Origin of the sequence: Paenibacillus radicibacter, assembly GCF_024721995.1 — a bacterium.
In the GTDB taxonomy this organism is placed as follows: domain Bacteria; phylum Bacillota; class Bacilli; order Paenibacillales; family NBRC-103111; genus Paenibacillus_AM; species Paenibacillus_AM radicibacter.
The window spans coordinates 46,642-63,581 of sequence record NZ_JANQBC010000013.1 but is presented as its reverse complement, the minus strand read 5'-3'; the positions used below and the strand labels follow the sequence as shown (position 1 = coordinate 63,581).

Genomic DNA, 16,940 nt, shown 5'->3' with positions numbered 1-16,940 from the left:
GTTAAATAGTTAACTTTACAGCATCGATTCGATTTCCTGCTGGATCGAAATGTATGAATCGCAAATGTCCATCGGGATCCGTGTGAAATTCAAGTTGTTCGTCAATGTGCGCGGTAACGCATTTTAGTGTATTCGTTTGTTGAGAAACCGAAATTAGCTCGTATTTAAACCATGCCCCTTTATTTTTTTGCATGAACAGATAGAGTCTGTTATCCTCAAAGGTCACGACTACGGTGGATCTGGGGTCAATTCCGAAATGGTAGAATGTGTCGTAAAACAACCCGACTGCAAACCGTGGCGTATCGATAATAGTCAGTTGATCTAAAGCCTCGGTCAAACGATCTGCTTGCAATGGATCTATATTTCCTTCCGCAGTACTGTATATTCCCGCATACTTTTCAAGTTTATTTGGGGCTATATCTAACGGCTGTATAGCTCCGGGCTGGGCGACCTCTTCTCCCATAACGATCTTAGCTAAACATTGGCTTATTATGTCTATAGGCGTGAGGTTGATATTGCTCAGCACGATAATAGCGATTTCCTCATCGATATAACGATTGAACTCCACATAAAACCCATTCATCGTTCCGTTATGCCAGACACGCTTTCTTGACTTATTATTAATGGATTGCTCCGTTACAACCCAGCCATAACTCCCAACAGCTGAGGTCATGCTTCCGAATAATTGATCACGCACATGATTTCCAATCAAATCAGCCCTATATAACGCCCGATCCCACAGGTAAAGATCATCGATCGTTGAGTACATCACACCTGCTCCCACATGTAAGCACATGTCGACATACTCGGTTGGAATGATTCCTTTGCATATGGAGTACCCTGACGCAAAATGTTTCAGGAGTGTTCTTCCATCTTCACACCCTGTATTCACTAAATTTAATGGTTTGCAGATGTGTTCTGAAATATATCGTTCGTAGGATATCCCCGATGTCTTCTCAATGATGAAACCAAGCAAAATATAAGGCGAACTGGTGTAACTGAATCCTTCTCCTGGGAGAAACTGCAGTTGTTTATCCTTAAACGAACCAATGGTTTGTTCTATAGTAGCATACAGCCTCATCGTTTCTTTCCAATAATTTGGGAAACTTGGGTAATCAGGTATTCCTGAAGTGTTCGTCAATAAATGGTGGATCGTAATAATGTCGCCATTCGGATAATCTGGTATGTAAATTTTGATAGGATCATCAATACGAAGCTTTCCCTGCTCTTGCAACTGCAACACAGCCATAGCGGTAAACCCTTTTGTTAGAGAGCCGATACGAAACTTGGTTTGTGGGCTGTTGGGTACGTCGTGCTCAAAATTCGCCATACCATATCCCTTTCGCAGCAATATCTTATTCCCATCAGCTACCAAGACTACCCCGTTGAAATACCCCCGGTTCGCTAGCGCGTCCATGTAATCGTTTAATTTTGTTACGGTGCGTGAGGCATTACTGGTTCTCATTTACTCTCCCCTTTGCTCTCGTGTATAATCTGCAACTGCAGTTTCAGCTTGGCAATTCCCATGCCTTGTTATGTGCGTACGAGCGAAGCAGCGCACGGCCAATTTTAAGCATAGTTTTACAATATCACAGATATAGAAGTACATTTAGGGAGAAAATATTTATAATCAAACTTATCCCTTCCTGATAAAAGAAATCTGCCAGTCTGCCAGTTTGCTTAATAAAAAGAGCAGGCTACCATAGCACCTGCTCATCAATGTGTATTATTCAACTAGTCATTGTATCAGATCGCTTCACTCACATCTTAGAGGTTAATGAATTATTTAGTAATGTTCCCCATACACCTAAATTACTCTTTGCCGTACTTTTTCTTCAAACCATCGACTTCGACTTCAATGCCGATATCTTTCGACCAACCGGATAAGCCTGTTCCATCCAACTGCTTGCCGTTAAATGTCATATTGACACCGACCTTCTGATGAGGTGGAAGCGTGACCGTCATCGGCTCGAACTTGACCTTGGTTGTACTCCTTATCAGATAAGGTCTAATCATTACATCTTTCTCCTTCCCATAGTTGATCAACGTAATGGTACAGTTCGCTTCCACATTCGCTTCTTCGGATCGATAGCTGCACTGGCTGTTATTTTTGGAGAAATCGACGGAGGTAACGGAAACGGAATTATATTTCAGAAGAATCATAGCGTTCTCGGTCACGATTGGAAACAGATAGACGAAAGCGATACAGCTTAGTACAATCCGGCTCCGTATTTTAGGAAACCGTACTTGATAAAACTTCACCGTACCGATGTAACCGGCAATAATGACAAGCAGACCGATAATAACCGAGATATGCAACCCCGAATCGTCCTCGGTATTGGTCCACGGCGGAGTTCCTACTGTTCTGAATATGCTGTCTCCGAAAGAATAACCGAGGTGTGTGTTAGATATGAGCAGCAGACCGATCAGAATAAGAACGAAAAACAAAGCTTCTTTTCTAAGCATTTTATCACCTCATATCTACTTTTGAGTAATTCCGAAAGGACCACAGCTGTAAATGAACATGCTCTAATCATATAAAGACGTCTTGGTTTATACAAAGTTGCGCTATCCCGCCTGTTAGTTGAGAAAAGGCTGCCAAATGGCAGCCTAAAACATTTGAACTATCGTGTCGCGTTAGCACAATAAGCTAAACTATTTACAGGAATTAATACTACCAGTTAATACTACAGGTCCCAGGTTTCCAGTTTTTGAGTTGGAAAAACGCACTTCTATTTTGCTATTTGCTAAATCTGCTGTTATTTCGTCAAACCTACCAGCCCAAGTAGGACTACCTTCTTCTGGTGTTGGATATAGTCTGAATCTCCAACTAATCTCATTTTGAGTAAATACAAAACCTTCGAAACTGTCATATTCTCCAATAGAGGATGGAGTAGGAAGATGGTTAGCTTGAATACTTATGCTGGTGCGTGGAAAACTTGGTGATAATTTTACTTTATAGACCAGAGCTGCTCCTTTTGCATTTACAAAGCCTGTATTTACTGGTTCTAGAATTGAACTGCAAGGCATGGATACATTAGCAATCACGTTTTTAGGATTAATCAGCGCACTACTCAAAATTAATAAAGCCACAATAATTTGCTTCACTTTGACCCCTCCGCAATTTGTTGTGGTTATTATTACCACTTCCGCTGTATCGTATTAAAATGCCCATTAGTTTAATAAGAATAAGCAGAACACCGAAGCTTTGTGTTCGTGTCGGTGACAAAGCCATTATTTAAAATAAAAATTAGTCCCATACTCGATCGAGCTGATTGGAATAGAATTGAATAGCTTTACTGTAACCGAGGATGCCCTCGTCACTTGTCGTTTCAATGAGCTTTAATAGCAGCACTTCCATCGCACGATCATGTTCTTGCAGATTGTACAGCGTCATGGCGTAGAACACGGGGAGCACTTTATTGTTAGGGAATTGCTCCATTCCTTGTTCAAAAATACGCTTGGAATTGTTGTAATCCGCTATCGTGCGGTAAGTACTGCCGAGTCCGAGGTATGCACCTTCCAAATCGGATCCACTAAGACCAAGAGCGATGGCTGCTTCATAGTATGGTACAGCTTGGGATTCTAAGCCTAATACATCAAAGCTCCATGCGCACTGGTAATTCAAGTAAGCGTCTTGCGGTGATTTAGCGACTAGCTCTAGTAGTAATGTATTAGATTCTTCTAACTTGTTCTCTTTGCGAAGCTTCACGGCATGTTCTAGCTGTTGTTCTTGTTCTAGGAATGCTTCGAACTGGGCTTTATGGTGACCATCATGATGAATGAAAATATGGAGGTAGGAGTCATAGGTGTGTGGGTGGTTATCAATTGTGAAATGTGTTGTATCGTCATATTTCTCGGTAAGAAGGTTAATGAATTGTGTTCGAGTATGAATAAGGTCATTAAGTAAGGTATGTATGGAAGTATAAGACTGGGCAAGTGCAATTGACTCTTAATTGTACGCTTCAATATCAACGAAGAATAAGCTGGCACCTTCGGCGATATTCGGAACCATCACATCAATCCCGTTGCGATCCCATTGCATGAAATGGGTAAGTAGATCGCGTATCGACCATTTGCCAGATGAGATTGGTTTAAGCCATAAGCTGCTGCCTTCTAAATCTCTTAGCTTATCAGCCCATTGTAAAAAGTCAGCGTACTGCTGGAGTTTTTCATTATGCGGGGTGATCAATTGTTTCAACTCCTCTAAATAAATGATGCGTTTATCATACCACAAACTACCAAATACGCAAACGTATGTTCTATGAAAGTTAATGTTTAATCTTCATATAAGGCCAATACATAATGCCGATTGTGGCAAGTAAAGCTAGGATGACAAATACGACATAGCCTAGCTTCGTTTTCGTAACGGATCTCCGATCATAGAAATCTTGTTTACGATTGAAAAATCCAGTCCACAGCTGGGCGACCATGCTCAGCACGACAAGCACAAAGTTTTTCATGACAGTCACAGGGATATCACCTCATATTGTATTTATATCATTATTTTACCATATGCTGGTAGCAATGAAAAAAGGTCAAGCTTCGAAGTCTTAATACGCCTCGAACTTGACCTTTTCATATACAATTTATAATCGAATTACCCCTGTGCATCCTCTGTCCACGAGGCGAGCTTGCGATCTGATGGCAGGAGGAACGTCAACATACCTAGCAGCGGCAAATAGCCCGCGAGCTTCATAATTGGTGAGATGCCGAATGTTTCAATCATATCGCCAATCGCAAGTGCCCCGACACCGCCTAGACCAAACGCTAGACCTGTAACAAGACCGGACACCATGCCGATCTTACCAGGAACAAGAGCTTGTGCATAGATGACGGTTACGGAGAAGCTAGACATCATAATCATTCCGTTTAATGCGAGAAGCACCACTAGCCATGGTCCATCTACATACGGAACCGCAATACTAAGCGGCGCAGCACCTAGCATCGAGAAGAAGATGATGTTTCGTTTGCCAAAGCGATCTGCTAGAGGGCCGCCAACGAATGTACCGACTGCTCCTGCAACGAGATAGACGAATAAGTACATTTGTGCATTCTCGATCGACACACCGAAAATTTCATTTAAATAGAAAGCATAATACGTGGATACGGCTGCACTGTACCAGGAACGGAACAAGACGAGGAATAACAATACCACCATTGCAAACACAATCGCTTGTTTTCGCTCGGGACTGATGACCCGCTTCACGGCTGCTTTCTTCTTGCGTTCACCGGCTTTTAGTACGCCACCATACCACTTGGCTACATACATTTGAATGAATATTCCGATACCTGCAATGATCGTGAACCAGATTGCTCCGATTTGTCCGAGGGGCAGTAACACCCACTTGGTAATGATCGGACCCATTGCAGCACCTGTATTTCCACCCACTTGGAAAATTGATTGTGCCATTCCTTTGCGACCGCCAGCAGCTAAATGAGCAACCCTTGATCCCTCCGGATGGAAGGCTGCCGAGCCGAGCCCAATAAAGATGACGGCGAATAGGATTAAGACATAACTTGGTGCGAACGCAAGCAAGATAATCCCAATCAGGGAGGAGATCATGCCCAGCGGCAGTAAGGCTGGGAATGGTCTCCTATCTGTAAAGATACCGACTACCGGTTGCATGATGGATGCAGTTAATTGGAAAATAAAAAAAATAAACCCAACTTGTCTATAAGACAAGTCGAGTTCCGATTTGAGAATCGGAAACATAGCAGGGATGACGGATTGCATCATATCGTTGCATAGATGGACAAGCGATACGGCAAACAAGATTCTAAAGGTAGTTGAACTCGCTATTTGAGATGGTGCTTTTGGTTTATCCGCGATGATATTATTAGTACCTGCTTGCATAAAGCAGCTCCTCTCCCTGTGAGCGGTCTTAAGCTTCTTTAAGTACGCCGAGCTTCTCGCCCATCTTTACCTTGCTACCCACTTCTAAGTCCTCACGTGGTGTGAAGATATCATTCTCGAGTAATAGGACAACAGTTGAACCAAACTCGAAATAAGCTAGATCATCTCCAGCTTGCATATTCGTGCGAATATCTTTGGAATATTGAATCGATGCAACATTTAGTGCACCAACTTTAATAACCGCGACTTCACCTTGTTCACAGTTCATGATTGTGATCAAGCGCTCGTTGCGACTAAGTACTTTACGCATGTAACGAAGACCAAAGTCATTCACCGGGTATACTTTGCCTGGCACGTGTTCTTTTTCAAGAATTGTTCCTGTAACAGGTGAGTGAATACGGTGATAATCCGTAGGTGACAAATACAACACAAAGTAAAAACCATTCTCATAGTTGATTCGACGTGGTGAATGGTTAAGCAGATCGTCAACTGTGTAATCTTGTCCTTTTACATTCAGAATAAGTCCTTCTTCAATCGGACCCATTCCTGTAATTAAGGAATCTACAGGTGAGAGCAAAGAGTTAACCTCTGTATCTAAGGGACGAAGTCCCGCTTTAAGCTTACGGGTAAAGAAGTCGTTGAGCGATTGATACTCGTGAATTTCTTTCTCCGCATCTTCAATTGGAATTCCATAGGTTTTGGCAAAACGGGGGATAAGTGTACGGCTCACCTTGGACTTAGCAAACTTTCCTGTTAATTGTGAAATCCATTTTCTCGATGAAAGTTCCGTTAATAACCGAAAAACCGGTTTAGACATGTAATCTTGCTCCATTTCTTTTGCATAATATTTTTATCTTGCCACAGAAAGGGTATTTAATCAATGCGAACGGATGGATTTTACACTTTTGCATACGATACTGTTGGAGGTGTAATGTCATATGGGATTGATCATATGGATTGGAGCTTTGGTTATACCTTGGCTGATGGTTATTGTTGCAAACCGGTATCGTACGTGTAAGCTCGCATTTGCTTGGATTGGATTTATATCGATATGGATAGCGGGCAGTATTGCAGCAGTTGGAATTTATGAGATCGTGCGTGATCAGACGGTTTTTATGACGAATATTCATGCGGTGTTTCTCAATCCATTATTTTTAGGAAGCGGCGCTTATGTCGGTATGTATGTACTGTATTTGAGTATTCGTCCCCTTATAGAAAATAAGATGAGTTCCTAGCTCCCCTTACTGCTAATTGCAGTTGGCGGGAGTTTTTTTGTGTGGAATGCCTATGGATAAGCTTAAATGATAAACCAGTAACTGGGTGAATGCATATGTTACAGAAGACTAGGATGTCAGAGAGGAGATATCTATGAAAAAGTGGAAAAGCCGCACCAGCGGCAAATCGTCATCTCAATCCAACAAATATAATGCATCCACGAATGAGCTGAAGTGGCTGGATGATGACACGAACAAAGTAAAAGAAAAAGATCGGCAGAATATCCAATACATTGCCAAAGTGCTGGATATAGAGAGCGATATATTCCCAGAGCCGACTCTTCCCGTATCACATGATGAGGAAGAGTTGCCTCGCGCAGAGCAGAATCGCGCACTTGTTTCTGCAAATTCAAACGCATCACCAACTGCACCCACTAATACGCCTGCGCAGGCTTCCCATACAGCACCTACACCCTCTACTCAAGACCAATCGCCAGCTGCTTCGGAACCAGCGACGAAGACAGAGAAATCTACGGGAAGTACGCAAATTACGTACAAGAAAGTAGGGAAAACTCAACGACCCTCGGTTGCCAAAAGCACGATCTCATCCGTCGCTCAAGAGAGCGTCGAAGAAGGTGTGCGCAAACCTGAAGGCGATACCTCTACTGAACAAGTGCTGCAGCAGCGTAAGACAGGGAAAACCACGCAGGCTGTCGTCTACACCGACGACATTGTTGAAGCAGCAGTAACCAATGAGAAAATTGCATCACGTGCCATTGACGAGACAAAGATCAAGCCGCAAAGTGTCGGCACGAAGTCAATCAAAGACTATTCAGTTGATCAGTCTAAACTTGCTAGCGGCGCTGTTACACGCGACAAAATTGCACTAGGTGCAGTAGATCAAGAACACCTCGCATTTCATGCCATCACAGGAGATAAAGTCCAAGATCGCTCGATTTCGGGTGAGAAGCTAATCGACTCTTCAATCACATCGAACAAATTGGCTGACGGTGCAATTGATGCCACGAAATTGGCATATCGTTCGATTCAAGCGATCCATCTTGCCGAGTTTAGTATTTCTCCGGAGTTAATTGAAGATCAGGCAATTACATCAGATAAAATCAAGAGTGGTGCTATTCAAGCAAGGCATCTTGTCAATCAAGTGATTGATACGGCTAAACTTGCTGACAATTCCATTACGAATGAGAAACTGCGAGATGGTGCTGTCACAAGAGAGAAGTTAGCACCGAAAAGTGTAGCTTCCGACCATATTCAACAGCGTAGTATTACGAATCAGCATCTGGGTCTTGGCATTGTGCAAGGCAGCAACATTGCGCTGGATCAAATTCATTCTGAACATATCGCAGAGGGCAGCATTCACGCGTACCATCTGGAAGATGAAGTTATTACATCTGAGAAATTAAGTAAATTTATTATTAACTCTAGCCATATTGAATCTGGCGCGATATTGGAAGAGCACATCCTTGAGGGTGTCATTACCGAACAACACTTGCAGAATTATACGGTTACCACGGAAAAGATTGGCCGAGGTGCAATTACAGAAGACGTACTAGCGAAGTATGCTGTTACAACGAGCAAGATTGCTAACGAGTCCATCACTGCAGAGAAACTCGTCCCTGAATCGATTGATACCGATCATCTTGCTCGTTCTGCTGTCACCAAAGATAAACTTGCAGCTGAGGCGATCCATTCCTCCCATATCTCAACAGGAGCTGTTGGCTCTGCACATATTCAAACCAAAGCCGTCTCAACCACCATGTTGCAAGATGCTTCGGTTACAAGCGCTAAGCTGCAACAAGGCGCGATTCAAAGTCATCACATTGCAGATAGTGTTGTCGTAACGAATCATCTGTCTGCTCATGCCGTCACGACATCGAAGCTTGCTCCTGAATCGGTATCAACCGACAAATTGACGGATTTATCAGTCACGAGTGCGAAGATAAGCGACGGCGCGGTCACCTCGGAGAAATTGGTACCACATGCGATCCAACAAACCCATATCGCACTAGGTGCCATTCATGCAGAGCAACTTGCTGATCGCGTCATTCAATCGGAGAAGATAGCATTGGGGTCTATTCAAACAGATCATTTGGAAGACCGTGCTGTCCATTCCGATAAAATTGCGAATGAAGCCATTCAGAGTGTACACATTGCAGAAAAAGCAATTAATAGCGTACACCTTGATCAAGGGATCATTCTTGCGGATCACTTGGCCCCATCTTCTGTTACAGAAATTCATCTAGCCGGGCAAATTATTACCGGTGAGAAAATTGTGGATAGCACGATAACGAGTGAGAAACTTGCGATGGATTCAATTAGCGGGCAGCATTTGCAAGCTAAGGCCATTGAAGGTTTCCATATTAAAGATCGTTCAATCTCGCAGGAGCATTTGCAGCGTGGCATTTTTACAATCGAACAATTAATGGATCAAAGTATTGATGGAGATAAACTCAAGATTGGTTCATTAGGCGCGGAGCATATTCGGGATGAATCGATTACAGAGAACAAACTTGGTTATGGTTCGGTTGGTACATCTCAGCTTCAAGCGGGCTCCATTCTAACAGCAATTATTGCAGATAGTGCGGTCACCAAGGAGAAACTTGCTGATAGCGCGGTTACAAGTGAGAAGCTTGCGAAAGAAACGATTAATGCACTTCATATCGTACCAAATTCGATTCAATCCCAACATTTACAGCGTTCTTCGGTTCAACGTGCTCATATCGCATCTGAATCCGTGACAAGCGATAAAATTGCGACAGGAGCGATTCAATCGCAGCATATTGCTGAACGTACAATATCTGCTGTTCATGTAGGGAAGCGGGCTATTGGCACCATGCATCTGGAGGAAGAATCGATCACTGGGGATAAACTGCAAGTGGGCGCAGTTCAATCTGAAAAGCTTGCTAATGGCAGTGTATCGACAGGGAAATTAATAGATGAGGCTGTTACCTATGATAAGCTGGCACGTGAAAGTGTAGATGGTAGTAAAATTAGACCGACATCAATTGCAAGCGAGCATTTGGTTGATGGGTCTGTTATTAGTGTGAAGATTGGTTCAAATACGATATTGGATCGGCATCTGGCAGACCATGTAATCACAGCGAGTAAAGTCGCTCCAAATGCAATATTAAGTGAAAATATATCGACGAAGGCAGTTCAAGCTGAGCATTTAGGCGAAGGAATTGTTCATACAGATAACATTGCAGATGGCGCTGTAACGGCTGAGAAGTTGAATATCGGAACGATTACAAGCCGCCACTTGCTCGATCAATCCATTCATGCTGAGCATCTGGGTATTGGTATTGTAGGGGAAGAACACGTTGTTGATAAGGCAATTACTTCTGCTAAACTAGCTCCGAAAGCTGTTCGTGCGCTCAATTTAGCAGATCGCTCAATTGTAACTGAACATCTAACCGATGCCTTAGTCAAAGAGAAGCATATTAGTGATGGTTCGATCTCTGGACTAAAGATCGCAGGTAATGCAATTCATGCAATCCATCTGTCTGAACGTTCGGTGTTAGGTTCAGCAATAGCTCCAGGTGCAGTGGAAGGACATCACTTGGGTGAAGGTATCATTTGGGGGGGGAATCTTGCTGATGGTGCTATAACCTCAACAAAGATTAGTGATGGGGCAATTGCTCCTAAACACATCGCAAGTGGTTCAATCGGTACGAAAGAAATATCATACGGGGCTGTTACATTCGATAAACTGGCTGAAGATAGTGTAGATGGTTCCAAAATTCAACAAGGTTCCATCGCTTCGGAACATATAACAGAATGTGCGGTTACTCGGTACAAAATTGCAACAGGTGCTGTAACAGACACCCACTTAGCGGAAGAATCCGTTACTTCTGAGAAAATTGCACCCCTTTCAATAGAAGCTACTCATCTTGCTAAAGGGATTATTGACTCGACGCATTTAGGTCCAGGTCTTATTCATGAAGGTCACTTGGCAATTAGCTCGATATCTGGAGATAAACTGCAGGATGGTTCTATTTTCTCCGTCAAAATCGCACCTGGAAGTATTGATACAAGTAAACTTTCAGTGGACAGTGTTACGTATGAGAAGCTAGCTCCACTGAGTGTGGATGGAAATAAGGTTCGACCGCAATCTATTAGTTCGAATCATATTGCAGCCGATGCGATCACTTCGTCGCAATTAGCAGCCGATGCTATATATGAAACACACCTTACAGATGGCAGTGTCACCGCAGGTAAGGTAGCACCAGGTGTGATTCATGGCAAGCACTTGGCTCCAGGTGTAATCAATGCTACGCACTTGACGTCAGAGATCGTGAATGAAAGACATCTGTGCGATGAATCTGTAACCGAAATGAAGCTGCGCAATGGCAGTATCACGAGTGCTAAATTAGCACCGAGTAGTGTGAGCACAGTAAAGTTACAGGATGAATCCGTCACCTATGAGAAATTGGCCGTAGGTAGTGTAGATGGCAGTAAACTGCGAAGAAATTCGGTTACGACACTACACATGGTTGATGGCTCTGTGACGATGGAGAAACTCGCAAGTGATGCGATCGGCTCGCAGCAGCTAGTGGATGCAAGTGTGACGGCTGAGAAAATTGCACCATCCTCAATTACACGCGAACATTTAGTAGATAACAGCATTATCGGAGAACATCTATCACCAGCGATTATAACGAATAAACATCTGACGCCAGGCGCTGTTGAGCAGGAGCATCTGGGAGTAAGTGTCATTACCGAAGAGAAGTTAGTTGACGGTTCGGTTACTTCTGACAAAATCGCAAACCAAAGCATTCAGACTTATCATATTGCTTTAGAAGCGATTACAGCAGAGAAACTGGCAGATGATAGTGTCGATGGTGATAAACTTGCAGCATTAAGTGTTGGCGAAAATCATTTGGTAGACTTCAGTGTGACAAGTGATAAAATTGCTTCATTTGCAGTGACCGTTACGCATATAGCAGACGGCAGTGTAACGCAGGATAAGCTAGCGATGGATGCTGTCAGTTCGGAGCATATTTGTGAGAATTCTATTGTGAGTGAGCATCTAACAGTCGGCTTAATCCGTCCAGAACATCTAAGCGATGATGCAATATTAGGCGATAAGCTCGTGAGCAATAGTGTGGATGGCAGTAAATTGATGGATCATACGATTTCTGGTTCCAAATTGCAACCTGGTAGTGTGCATACTGCTAGTCTGGCCGAGGAGAGCATTGATGCTACAAAGCTGCAGAAGCGCTCCGTATCGACCATTCACCTCGAAGATGGTGTTGTAACAAGTTCCAAGCTCGCTGAAGCGATTATAACGAACGAACATCTCATAGATGGGTCGGTTACTCATGATAAATTGGCAGTAAGATCGGTCTCGAGTGAAAATCTCATTGAAGGTTCTATTCTGTGGGAGCACTTATCAACGGAGTCTATCCGTGAAGGACATTTGAGTGAAGCGATTATTCGGAGTTCACACATTACAGATGGAGCAGTAACGGCTTCGAAGCTCAGTCCGAACATTGTATCTTCAATGATTCTCGTGGATGGATCTGTAACGAATACCAAAATTGCAGATCGTAGTGTAGACAGCGCCAAGATTACACGATTTGCAGTGACGACAGATCACGTCATTGATCAAGCCATTACATCTGAGAAGTTAGGGCAACGCTCGGTTCAGTCGCAGCACTTAGGAGACCATGTCGTTGAATCTAATCATCTCGGCGTGCGATCCATTGAAGGCAGCCATATTGCAATAGGTACAATTGGTGGAGAGCACTTGGCAGAAGGAGTAATTTCGGAGCGTCATCTAACGCCAGGTCTACTTCGTGAAGAACATTTATCGTTAAGTACGATTGCAGGGGATAAAATTAAAAATGACTCCATCTCTGGTGATAAGCTTGTAGCTATGAGTATTACAGGAGATAAGCTAGCTGATGGCTCTGTAACGGTCGATAAGCTTGCTCCGGGTTCAATTGATGGTGCAAGGTTAGCTGTATCAAGTGTTGGTGCAGCACATCTGGAATCAGGCAGTGTTTCAAGAGAGAAACTCGCTACTGGTGCTGTTCTGGAAGCTCATCTCTCGGATCGTGCGGTGACTCGAGACAAAATTGCAACGGGGTCCATTGTCGCTGACCACATTCAAGTGAACTCCATTGAGACGGATCACTTAACAGCAAATGCAGTAAGGGAAGAGCATTTGAATGTCCACTCCGTATCGACAGATAAGATTCAAGATCGTGCCGTTGATCAATCGAAATTAGCAGATGGTAGTGTGACTGCAAGCAAGATGAGTTCGGGCTCGATTGCGTATGATCACTTGCAAGATGATAGCGTGGATGGAGCGAAGATTCGCAATAACTCGATTTCAACTAGCCATCTTCTATCTGAAATTGTAACAAGCGATAAGGTGGCAGCAAGCGCTATTCTTACCAATCATCTAACGGATGGATCTGTAACGCAAGCCAAGTTAGCTGCGCAAGTAGTAGGTAGCGTTCACTTGATGGATCAGTCTGTAGCATTTAATCATCATGCACCAGCAAGTATCGGATCCCTACACTTATGTGTAGATATTGTGGGTAATGAGCATTTGCAAGATTTAACGATTCAATCGGGTAAAATTGCAGAACATGCGATTACAGCCTCTAAACTTGCTGATCAATCGGTGACATCTGAAAAGTTAGCTCTTCAAAGCGTGGATGGTTCGAAGTTGAAACATTTATCCGTAACGACGGATCACCTGGAAGATCATGCTGTACGGTCAAACCACTTGGCAGCTGGATCTGTAACGGAAGATAAACTGGCATTCCGTCCCGTGTACACGACGAGTACGAAGCCTGCTGTGCTACAGCAATTCGGATTTGAGTCGTATCAGATGAACGTGCAAGATGAGATGATTGATATTACAGTTACATTTGATGAGCCATTCGTAGATACGATGTACTCGATTGTTGCGATGACGAATCATCCTGTATGTTATGCCGTATGCAAATCCAAGACGAACAGCAGTGCGGTCATCACCGTCGTGCGTGCTAAATTCTCACCGGATATAAGTGGTCTCATGAACTGGATCGCGATTGGTTCTAAAGCTTAAAGATCGTGATACAAACACATCCTTCGTTACAGGAGGATGTGTTTTTTTGTGTTTAGATAGTTAACGGGTTGATGTTGTGTCATCGCTAGACATCAGCCGATTTTTCGTAGGAGTAGCCGAGTGTCCATGTTCCCTACCAAATGTCCGCATATGATTTAAACAAGTGTAGGAATGTGTAATTCGCAGAGGCTAGAGAGGATGGTGAGCATGTCATGAAGGGCATCGTACTAGCTGGTGGGACTGGAACACGGCTGCGTCCATTGACAAATTTAATTAATAAGCATCTTTTACCAGTTGGTAAATATCCAATGATTCATTACTCCATTCAAAAACTGAAAAATTTGGGGATCACGGATATTATTCTGGTCACAGGCAAGCAGTCAGCCAAGTTATATATGAAATATTTGGGGAGCGGCGAAGAGCATGGGGTACGGATGACGTACTGTATGCAGGAGAAACCGGGAGGTATTGCGCAAGCACTACTCTTAGCAGAGGAGCATGTACAAATCGGTGAGAAAATGCTGGTGCTGCTTGGAGATAATTTATTCCATGATTCGCTAAAAGAAGAGGTTTCCTACTTCAAGCAAAGTGGAGATGGGGCACTCGTCATGCTTAAGAAAGTAGCAGATCCAAGGCGCTATGGAGTGCCTGTGTTTCAAAAAGAAGACGCAAAACGAATTGCGTATATCGAAGAAAAGCCGGTCAAACCGCAGTCTTCGTACTCGGTTACCGGCATTTATATGTACGATGATAAGGTGTTTGATGTCATTCGAGAAATTAAGCCATCCGGTCGTGGCGAACTTGAGATTACAGATGTGAACAATGTGTATGCACGAAGTGGGAAGCTTACTTATGGCGAGCTTGAAGGTTGGTGGATCGATGCAGGCACACATGAATCCTTGTATGAAGCAACCCGAATGATCTGGGAGGAGGAGGACACATGGCGAAGCTAGTCGTCACAGGCGGCATGGGATTTATCGGCTCTAACTTCATCACCTATTGGCTGGAGAAGCATCCGAATGATGAAATCATTAATTTAGATGCTCTGACTTATGCAGGTTGGAGAAGAAATACAGAAGATAGTGCGCACTTATCCAACTATCGATTTGTGCATGGCAGTATTACAGATACGGTTCTCCTTCACTCTCTGCTTACGGATGGTGTGGATGCAATCGTTCATTTTGCCGCAGAAACTCATGTCGACAGATCCATTGAATCACCAGCTTCGTTTATTCACACCAATGTATGGGGCACCCACCAATTGTTGCAAGCAGCTCGTGCTCATCAAATACCTAAATTCATTCTGATCTCAACAGACGAAGTGTATGGAACACTTGGAGTGAATGGAATGTTCACTGAACAATCACCGCTTATGCCGAATTCACCTTATTCAGCAAGTAAAGCGAGCGGTGATTTAGTTGCGCGTTCTTATTATGAAACGTATGGGTATCCCGTCATTGTGACACGGTGCTCCAACAACTATGGTCCTCGTCAATTTCCTGAAAAATTAATACCGAAGATCATCCATCAAGCGATGAACAATGAGCCAATTCCGATCTATGGAGACGGTTCTCATATTCGGGATTGGCTGTATGTCATGGATCACTGTGCAGCGATCGAGCAAGTCATGATGAATGGAAAATCAGGCGAAGTATACAACATCGGTGGTCACAATGAACATACGAACCTAGAGGTTGCGCAGCACATTCTGCAAATCATGGGTAAATCGGATGATCTGATTCAATTTGTTCAGGATCGTCCAGGTCATGACAAACGCTATGCAATTGATGCGGCGAAGATGGAGAAGGAGCTGGGTTGGGTACCGGTATACACATTTGAACAAGGTATTCATGAGACGGTTCGCTGGTATATGGAACATCCTGATTGGTGGGAACATAAAGGGGAAGGGAATAGATGAAAGTTCTCATTACAGGAGCAGGAGGGCAGCTTGGACACGATCTAATAAGGGTGTTACAAGATGAACATGAGGTAACAGCATATAAACGTATTGAGCTGGATATTACCCAATTCAGCAAGGTATCAGAAGTTATAACACAAGATCGACCCGATGTTATCGTTCATGCGGCAGCCTTTACGAATGTAGATCGAGCGCAAATTGATAGGGATGCGGCATATCAAGTGAATGCGACAGGTGCATGGCATGTGGCTGCTGTTGCCTCTCAAATAGGGGCTAAGGTTGTGTATGTGTCAACGGATTATGTGTTTAATGGAACGAAGCGAGAAGCATACAGGGAAACAGATCAGGTTAGTCCTGTTAGCGTATATGGAGCTTCTAAGCTCTATGGCGAACAGTTCACCCAATTGCTGTGCCCGCAAAGCTATATTGTTCGTACCTCTTGGCTGTATGGAGCCAGTGGATCTAACTTTGTAACTAAGGTGCTAGCTCATGCTGCTTCGCATCGAAAGTTAACGATGGTTGATGATCAATTCGGTTCTCCTACGTACACATTGGATTTGGCTATATGGATTGCAGCGCTAATCCAAACAAATAAGTACGGGTTGTACCATGTATCCAATCGAGGTTCGTGTTCCCGATATGAGTTCGCCAGAACAATTCTTGATCATTACGGGCTTTCCGATGTTCCGATTACTCCTATAGCAACAGCGCCAGCTCCTCATGTTGCACCAAGACCTCATTATTCAGTATTTGATGATGAAGCCATCCGTGTACAGGAACTACCTCGTATGCGTGTATGGAGTGAAGCACTACGTGATTTCTTAGAAAATGATTGGCAGGGTACTTCGTAATCCATTGGGAAAGGGG

At 43.6% G+C, this 16,940-nt stretch carries 13 protein-coding genes; 5 read left to right on the top strand and 8 right to left on the bottom strand.

The genetic code is table 11. The features are described 5' to 3' along the window. Window position 1 precedes the first annotated feature (1 nt). From NV379_RS21400 to asd, 8 genes are all read right to left on the bottom strand, one after another. Window positions 2–1,465, bottom strand: coding sequence for a serine hydrolase domain-containing protein (locus tag NV379_RS21400; RefSeq protein WP_258209385.1), 1,464 nt, complete (start codon window positions 1,463–1,465; stop codon window positions 2–4). Between the two features lie 347 nt (window positions 1,466–1,812). Next, complete coding sequence (locus tag NV379_RS21395) at window positions 1,813–2,466, bottom strand: hypothetical protein (RefSeq protein WP_258209384.1); 654 nt, start codon at window positions 2,464–2,466, stop codon at window positions 1,813–1,815. 189 nt (window positions 2,467–2,655) lie between these two features. Further along, a complete protein-coding gene (locus NV379_RS21390; RefSeq protein ID WP_373426144.1) occupies window positions 2,656–3,108 on the bottom strand; it encodes a YoqH family protein in 453 nt (150 codons plus the stop codon). A 142-nt stretch (window positions 3,109–3,250) separates the two neighbouring features. Further along, a complete protein-coding gene (locus NV379_RS21385; protein WP_258209383.1) occupies window positions 3,251–3,712 on the bottom strand; it encodes a tetratricopeptide repeat protein in 462 nt (153 codons plus the stop codon). A gap of 240 nt (window positions 3,713–3,952) precedes the next feature. Beyond that, the gene (locus tag NV379_RS21380; protein ID WP_258209382.1) at window positions 3,953–4,192 is read right to left on the bottom strand and encodes a hypothetical protein; all 240 of its coding nucleotides are present in this window, start codon (window positions 4,190–4,192) and stop codon (window positions 3,953–3,955) included. Between the two features lie 79 nt (window positions 4,193–4,271). Further along, window positions 4,272–4,472, bottom strand: a complete 201-nt coding sequence (locus NV379_RS21375; RefSeq protein ID WP_258209381.1) for a hypothetical protein — start codon at window positions 4,470–4,472, stop codon at window positions 4,272–4,274. Window positions 4,473–4,600: 128 nt separating this feature from the next. Beyond that, window positions 4,601–5,857 carry an MFS transporter gene (locus NV379_RS21370; RefSeq protein ID WP_258209380.1) on the bottom strand — a complete coding sequence of 419 codons (1,257 nt, stop codon included), beginning with the start codon at window positions 5,855–5,857 and terminating at the stop codon, window positions 4,601–4,603. Between the two features lie 28 nt (window positions 5,858–5,885). Next, window positions 5,886–6,674: an archaetidylserine decarboxylase gene (gene asd, locus NV379_RS21365; protein WP_258209379.1), complete on the bottom strand. Its 789-nt coding sequence runs from the start codon at window positions 6,672–6,674 to the stop codon at window positions 5,886–5,888. A gap of 121 nt (window positions 6,675–6,795) precedes the next feature. Here asd and NV379_RS21360 point away from each other — a divergent pair, with 121 nt between their 5' ends. The 5 genes from NV379_RS21360 to rfbD all read left to right on the top strand — a co-directional run bounded on the left by NV379_RS21360 (window position 6,796) and on the right by rfbD (window position 16,924). Continuing rightward, window positions 6,796–7,092, top strand: coding sequence for a transposase (locus NV379_RS21360; protein WP_258209378.1), 297 nt, complete (start codon window positions 6,796–6,798; stop codon window positions 7,090–7,092). 133 nt (window positions 7,093–7,225) lie between these two features. Continuing rightward, complete coding sequence (locus NV379_RS21355) at window positions 7,226–14,155, top strand: WIAG-tail domain (RefSeq protein ID WP_258209377.1); 6,930 nt, start codon at window positions 7,226–7,228, stop codon at window positions 14,153–14,155. Window positions 14,156–14,367: 212 nt separating this feature from the next. After that, complete coding sequence (locus tag NV379_RS21350) at window positions 14,368–15,108, top strand: sugar phosphate nucleotidyltransferase (RefSeq protein ID WP_258209376.1); 741 nt, start codon at window positions 14,368–14,370, stop codon at window positions 15,106–15,108. Then, window positions 15,096–16,073 carry a dTDP-glucose 4,6-dehydratase gene (rfbB, locus tag NV379_RS21345; protein ID WP_258209375.1) on the top strand — a complete coding sequence of 326 codons (978 nt, stop codon included), beginning with the start codon at window positions 15,096–15,098 and terminating at the stop codon, window positions 16,071–16,073. Before NV379_RS21350 ends, rfbB begins: the two co-directional genes overlap by 13 nt. Further along, on the top strand, window positions 16,070–16,924 hold the full coding sequence (gene rfbD, locus NV379_RS21340; RefSeq protein WP_258209374.1) for a dTDP-4-dehydrorhamnose reductase: 855 nt from the start codon (window positions 16,070–16,072) through the stop codon (window positions 16,922–16,924). Before rfbB ends, rfbD begins: the two co-directional genes overlap by 4 nt. Window positions 16,925–16,940: the final 16 nt, after the last annotated feature.

What these genes read in the sequence shown, in the direction of transcription:
- NV379_RS21400 (WP_258209385.1), bottom strand. Translation starts at nt 1,465, where the DNA reads ATGAGAACCAGTAATGCCTCACGCACCGTAACAAAATTAAACGATTAC.
- NV379_RS21395 (WP_258209384.1), bottom strand. Translation starts at nt 2,466, where the DNA reads ATGCTTAGAAAAGAAGCTTTGTTTTTCGTTCTTATTCTGATCGGTCTG.
- NV379_RS21370 (WP_258209380.1), bottom strand. Translation starts at nt 5,857, where the DNA reads ATGCAAGCAGGTACTAATAATATCATCGCGGATAAACCAAAAGCACCA.
- asd (WP_258209379.1), bottom strand. Translation starts at nt 6,674, where the DNA reads ATGTCTAAACCGGTTTTTCGGTTATTAACGGAACTTTCATCGAGAAAA.
- NV379_RS21360 (WP_258209378.1), top strand. Translation starts at nt 6,796, where the DNA reads ATGGGATTGATCATATGGATTGGAGCTTTGGTTATACCTTGGCTGATG.
- NV379_RS21355 (WP_258209377.1), top strand. Translation starts at nt 7,226, where the DNA reads ATGAAAAAGTGGAAAAGCCGCACCAGCGGCAAATCGTCATCTCAATCC.
- NV379_RS21350 (WP_258209376.1), top strand. Translation starts at nt 14,368, where the DNA reads ATGAAGGGCATCGTACTAGCTGGTGGGACTGGAACACGGCTGCGTCCA.
- rfbB (WP_258209375.1), top strand. Translation starts at nt 15,096, where the DNA reads ATGGCGAAGCTAGTCGTCACAGGCGGCATGGGATTTATCGGCTCTAAC.
- rfbD (WP_258209374.1), top strand. Translation starts at nt 16,070, where the DNA reads ATGAAAGTTCTCATTACAGGAGCAGGAGGGCAGCTTGGACACGATCTA.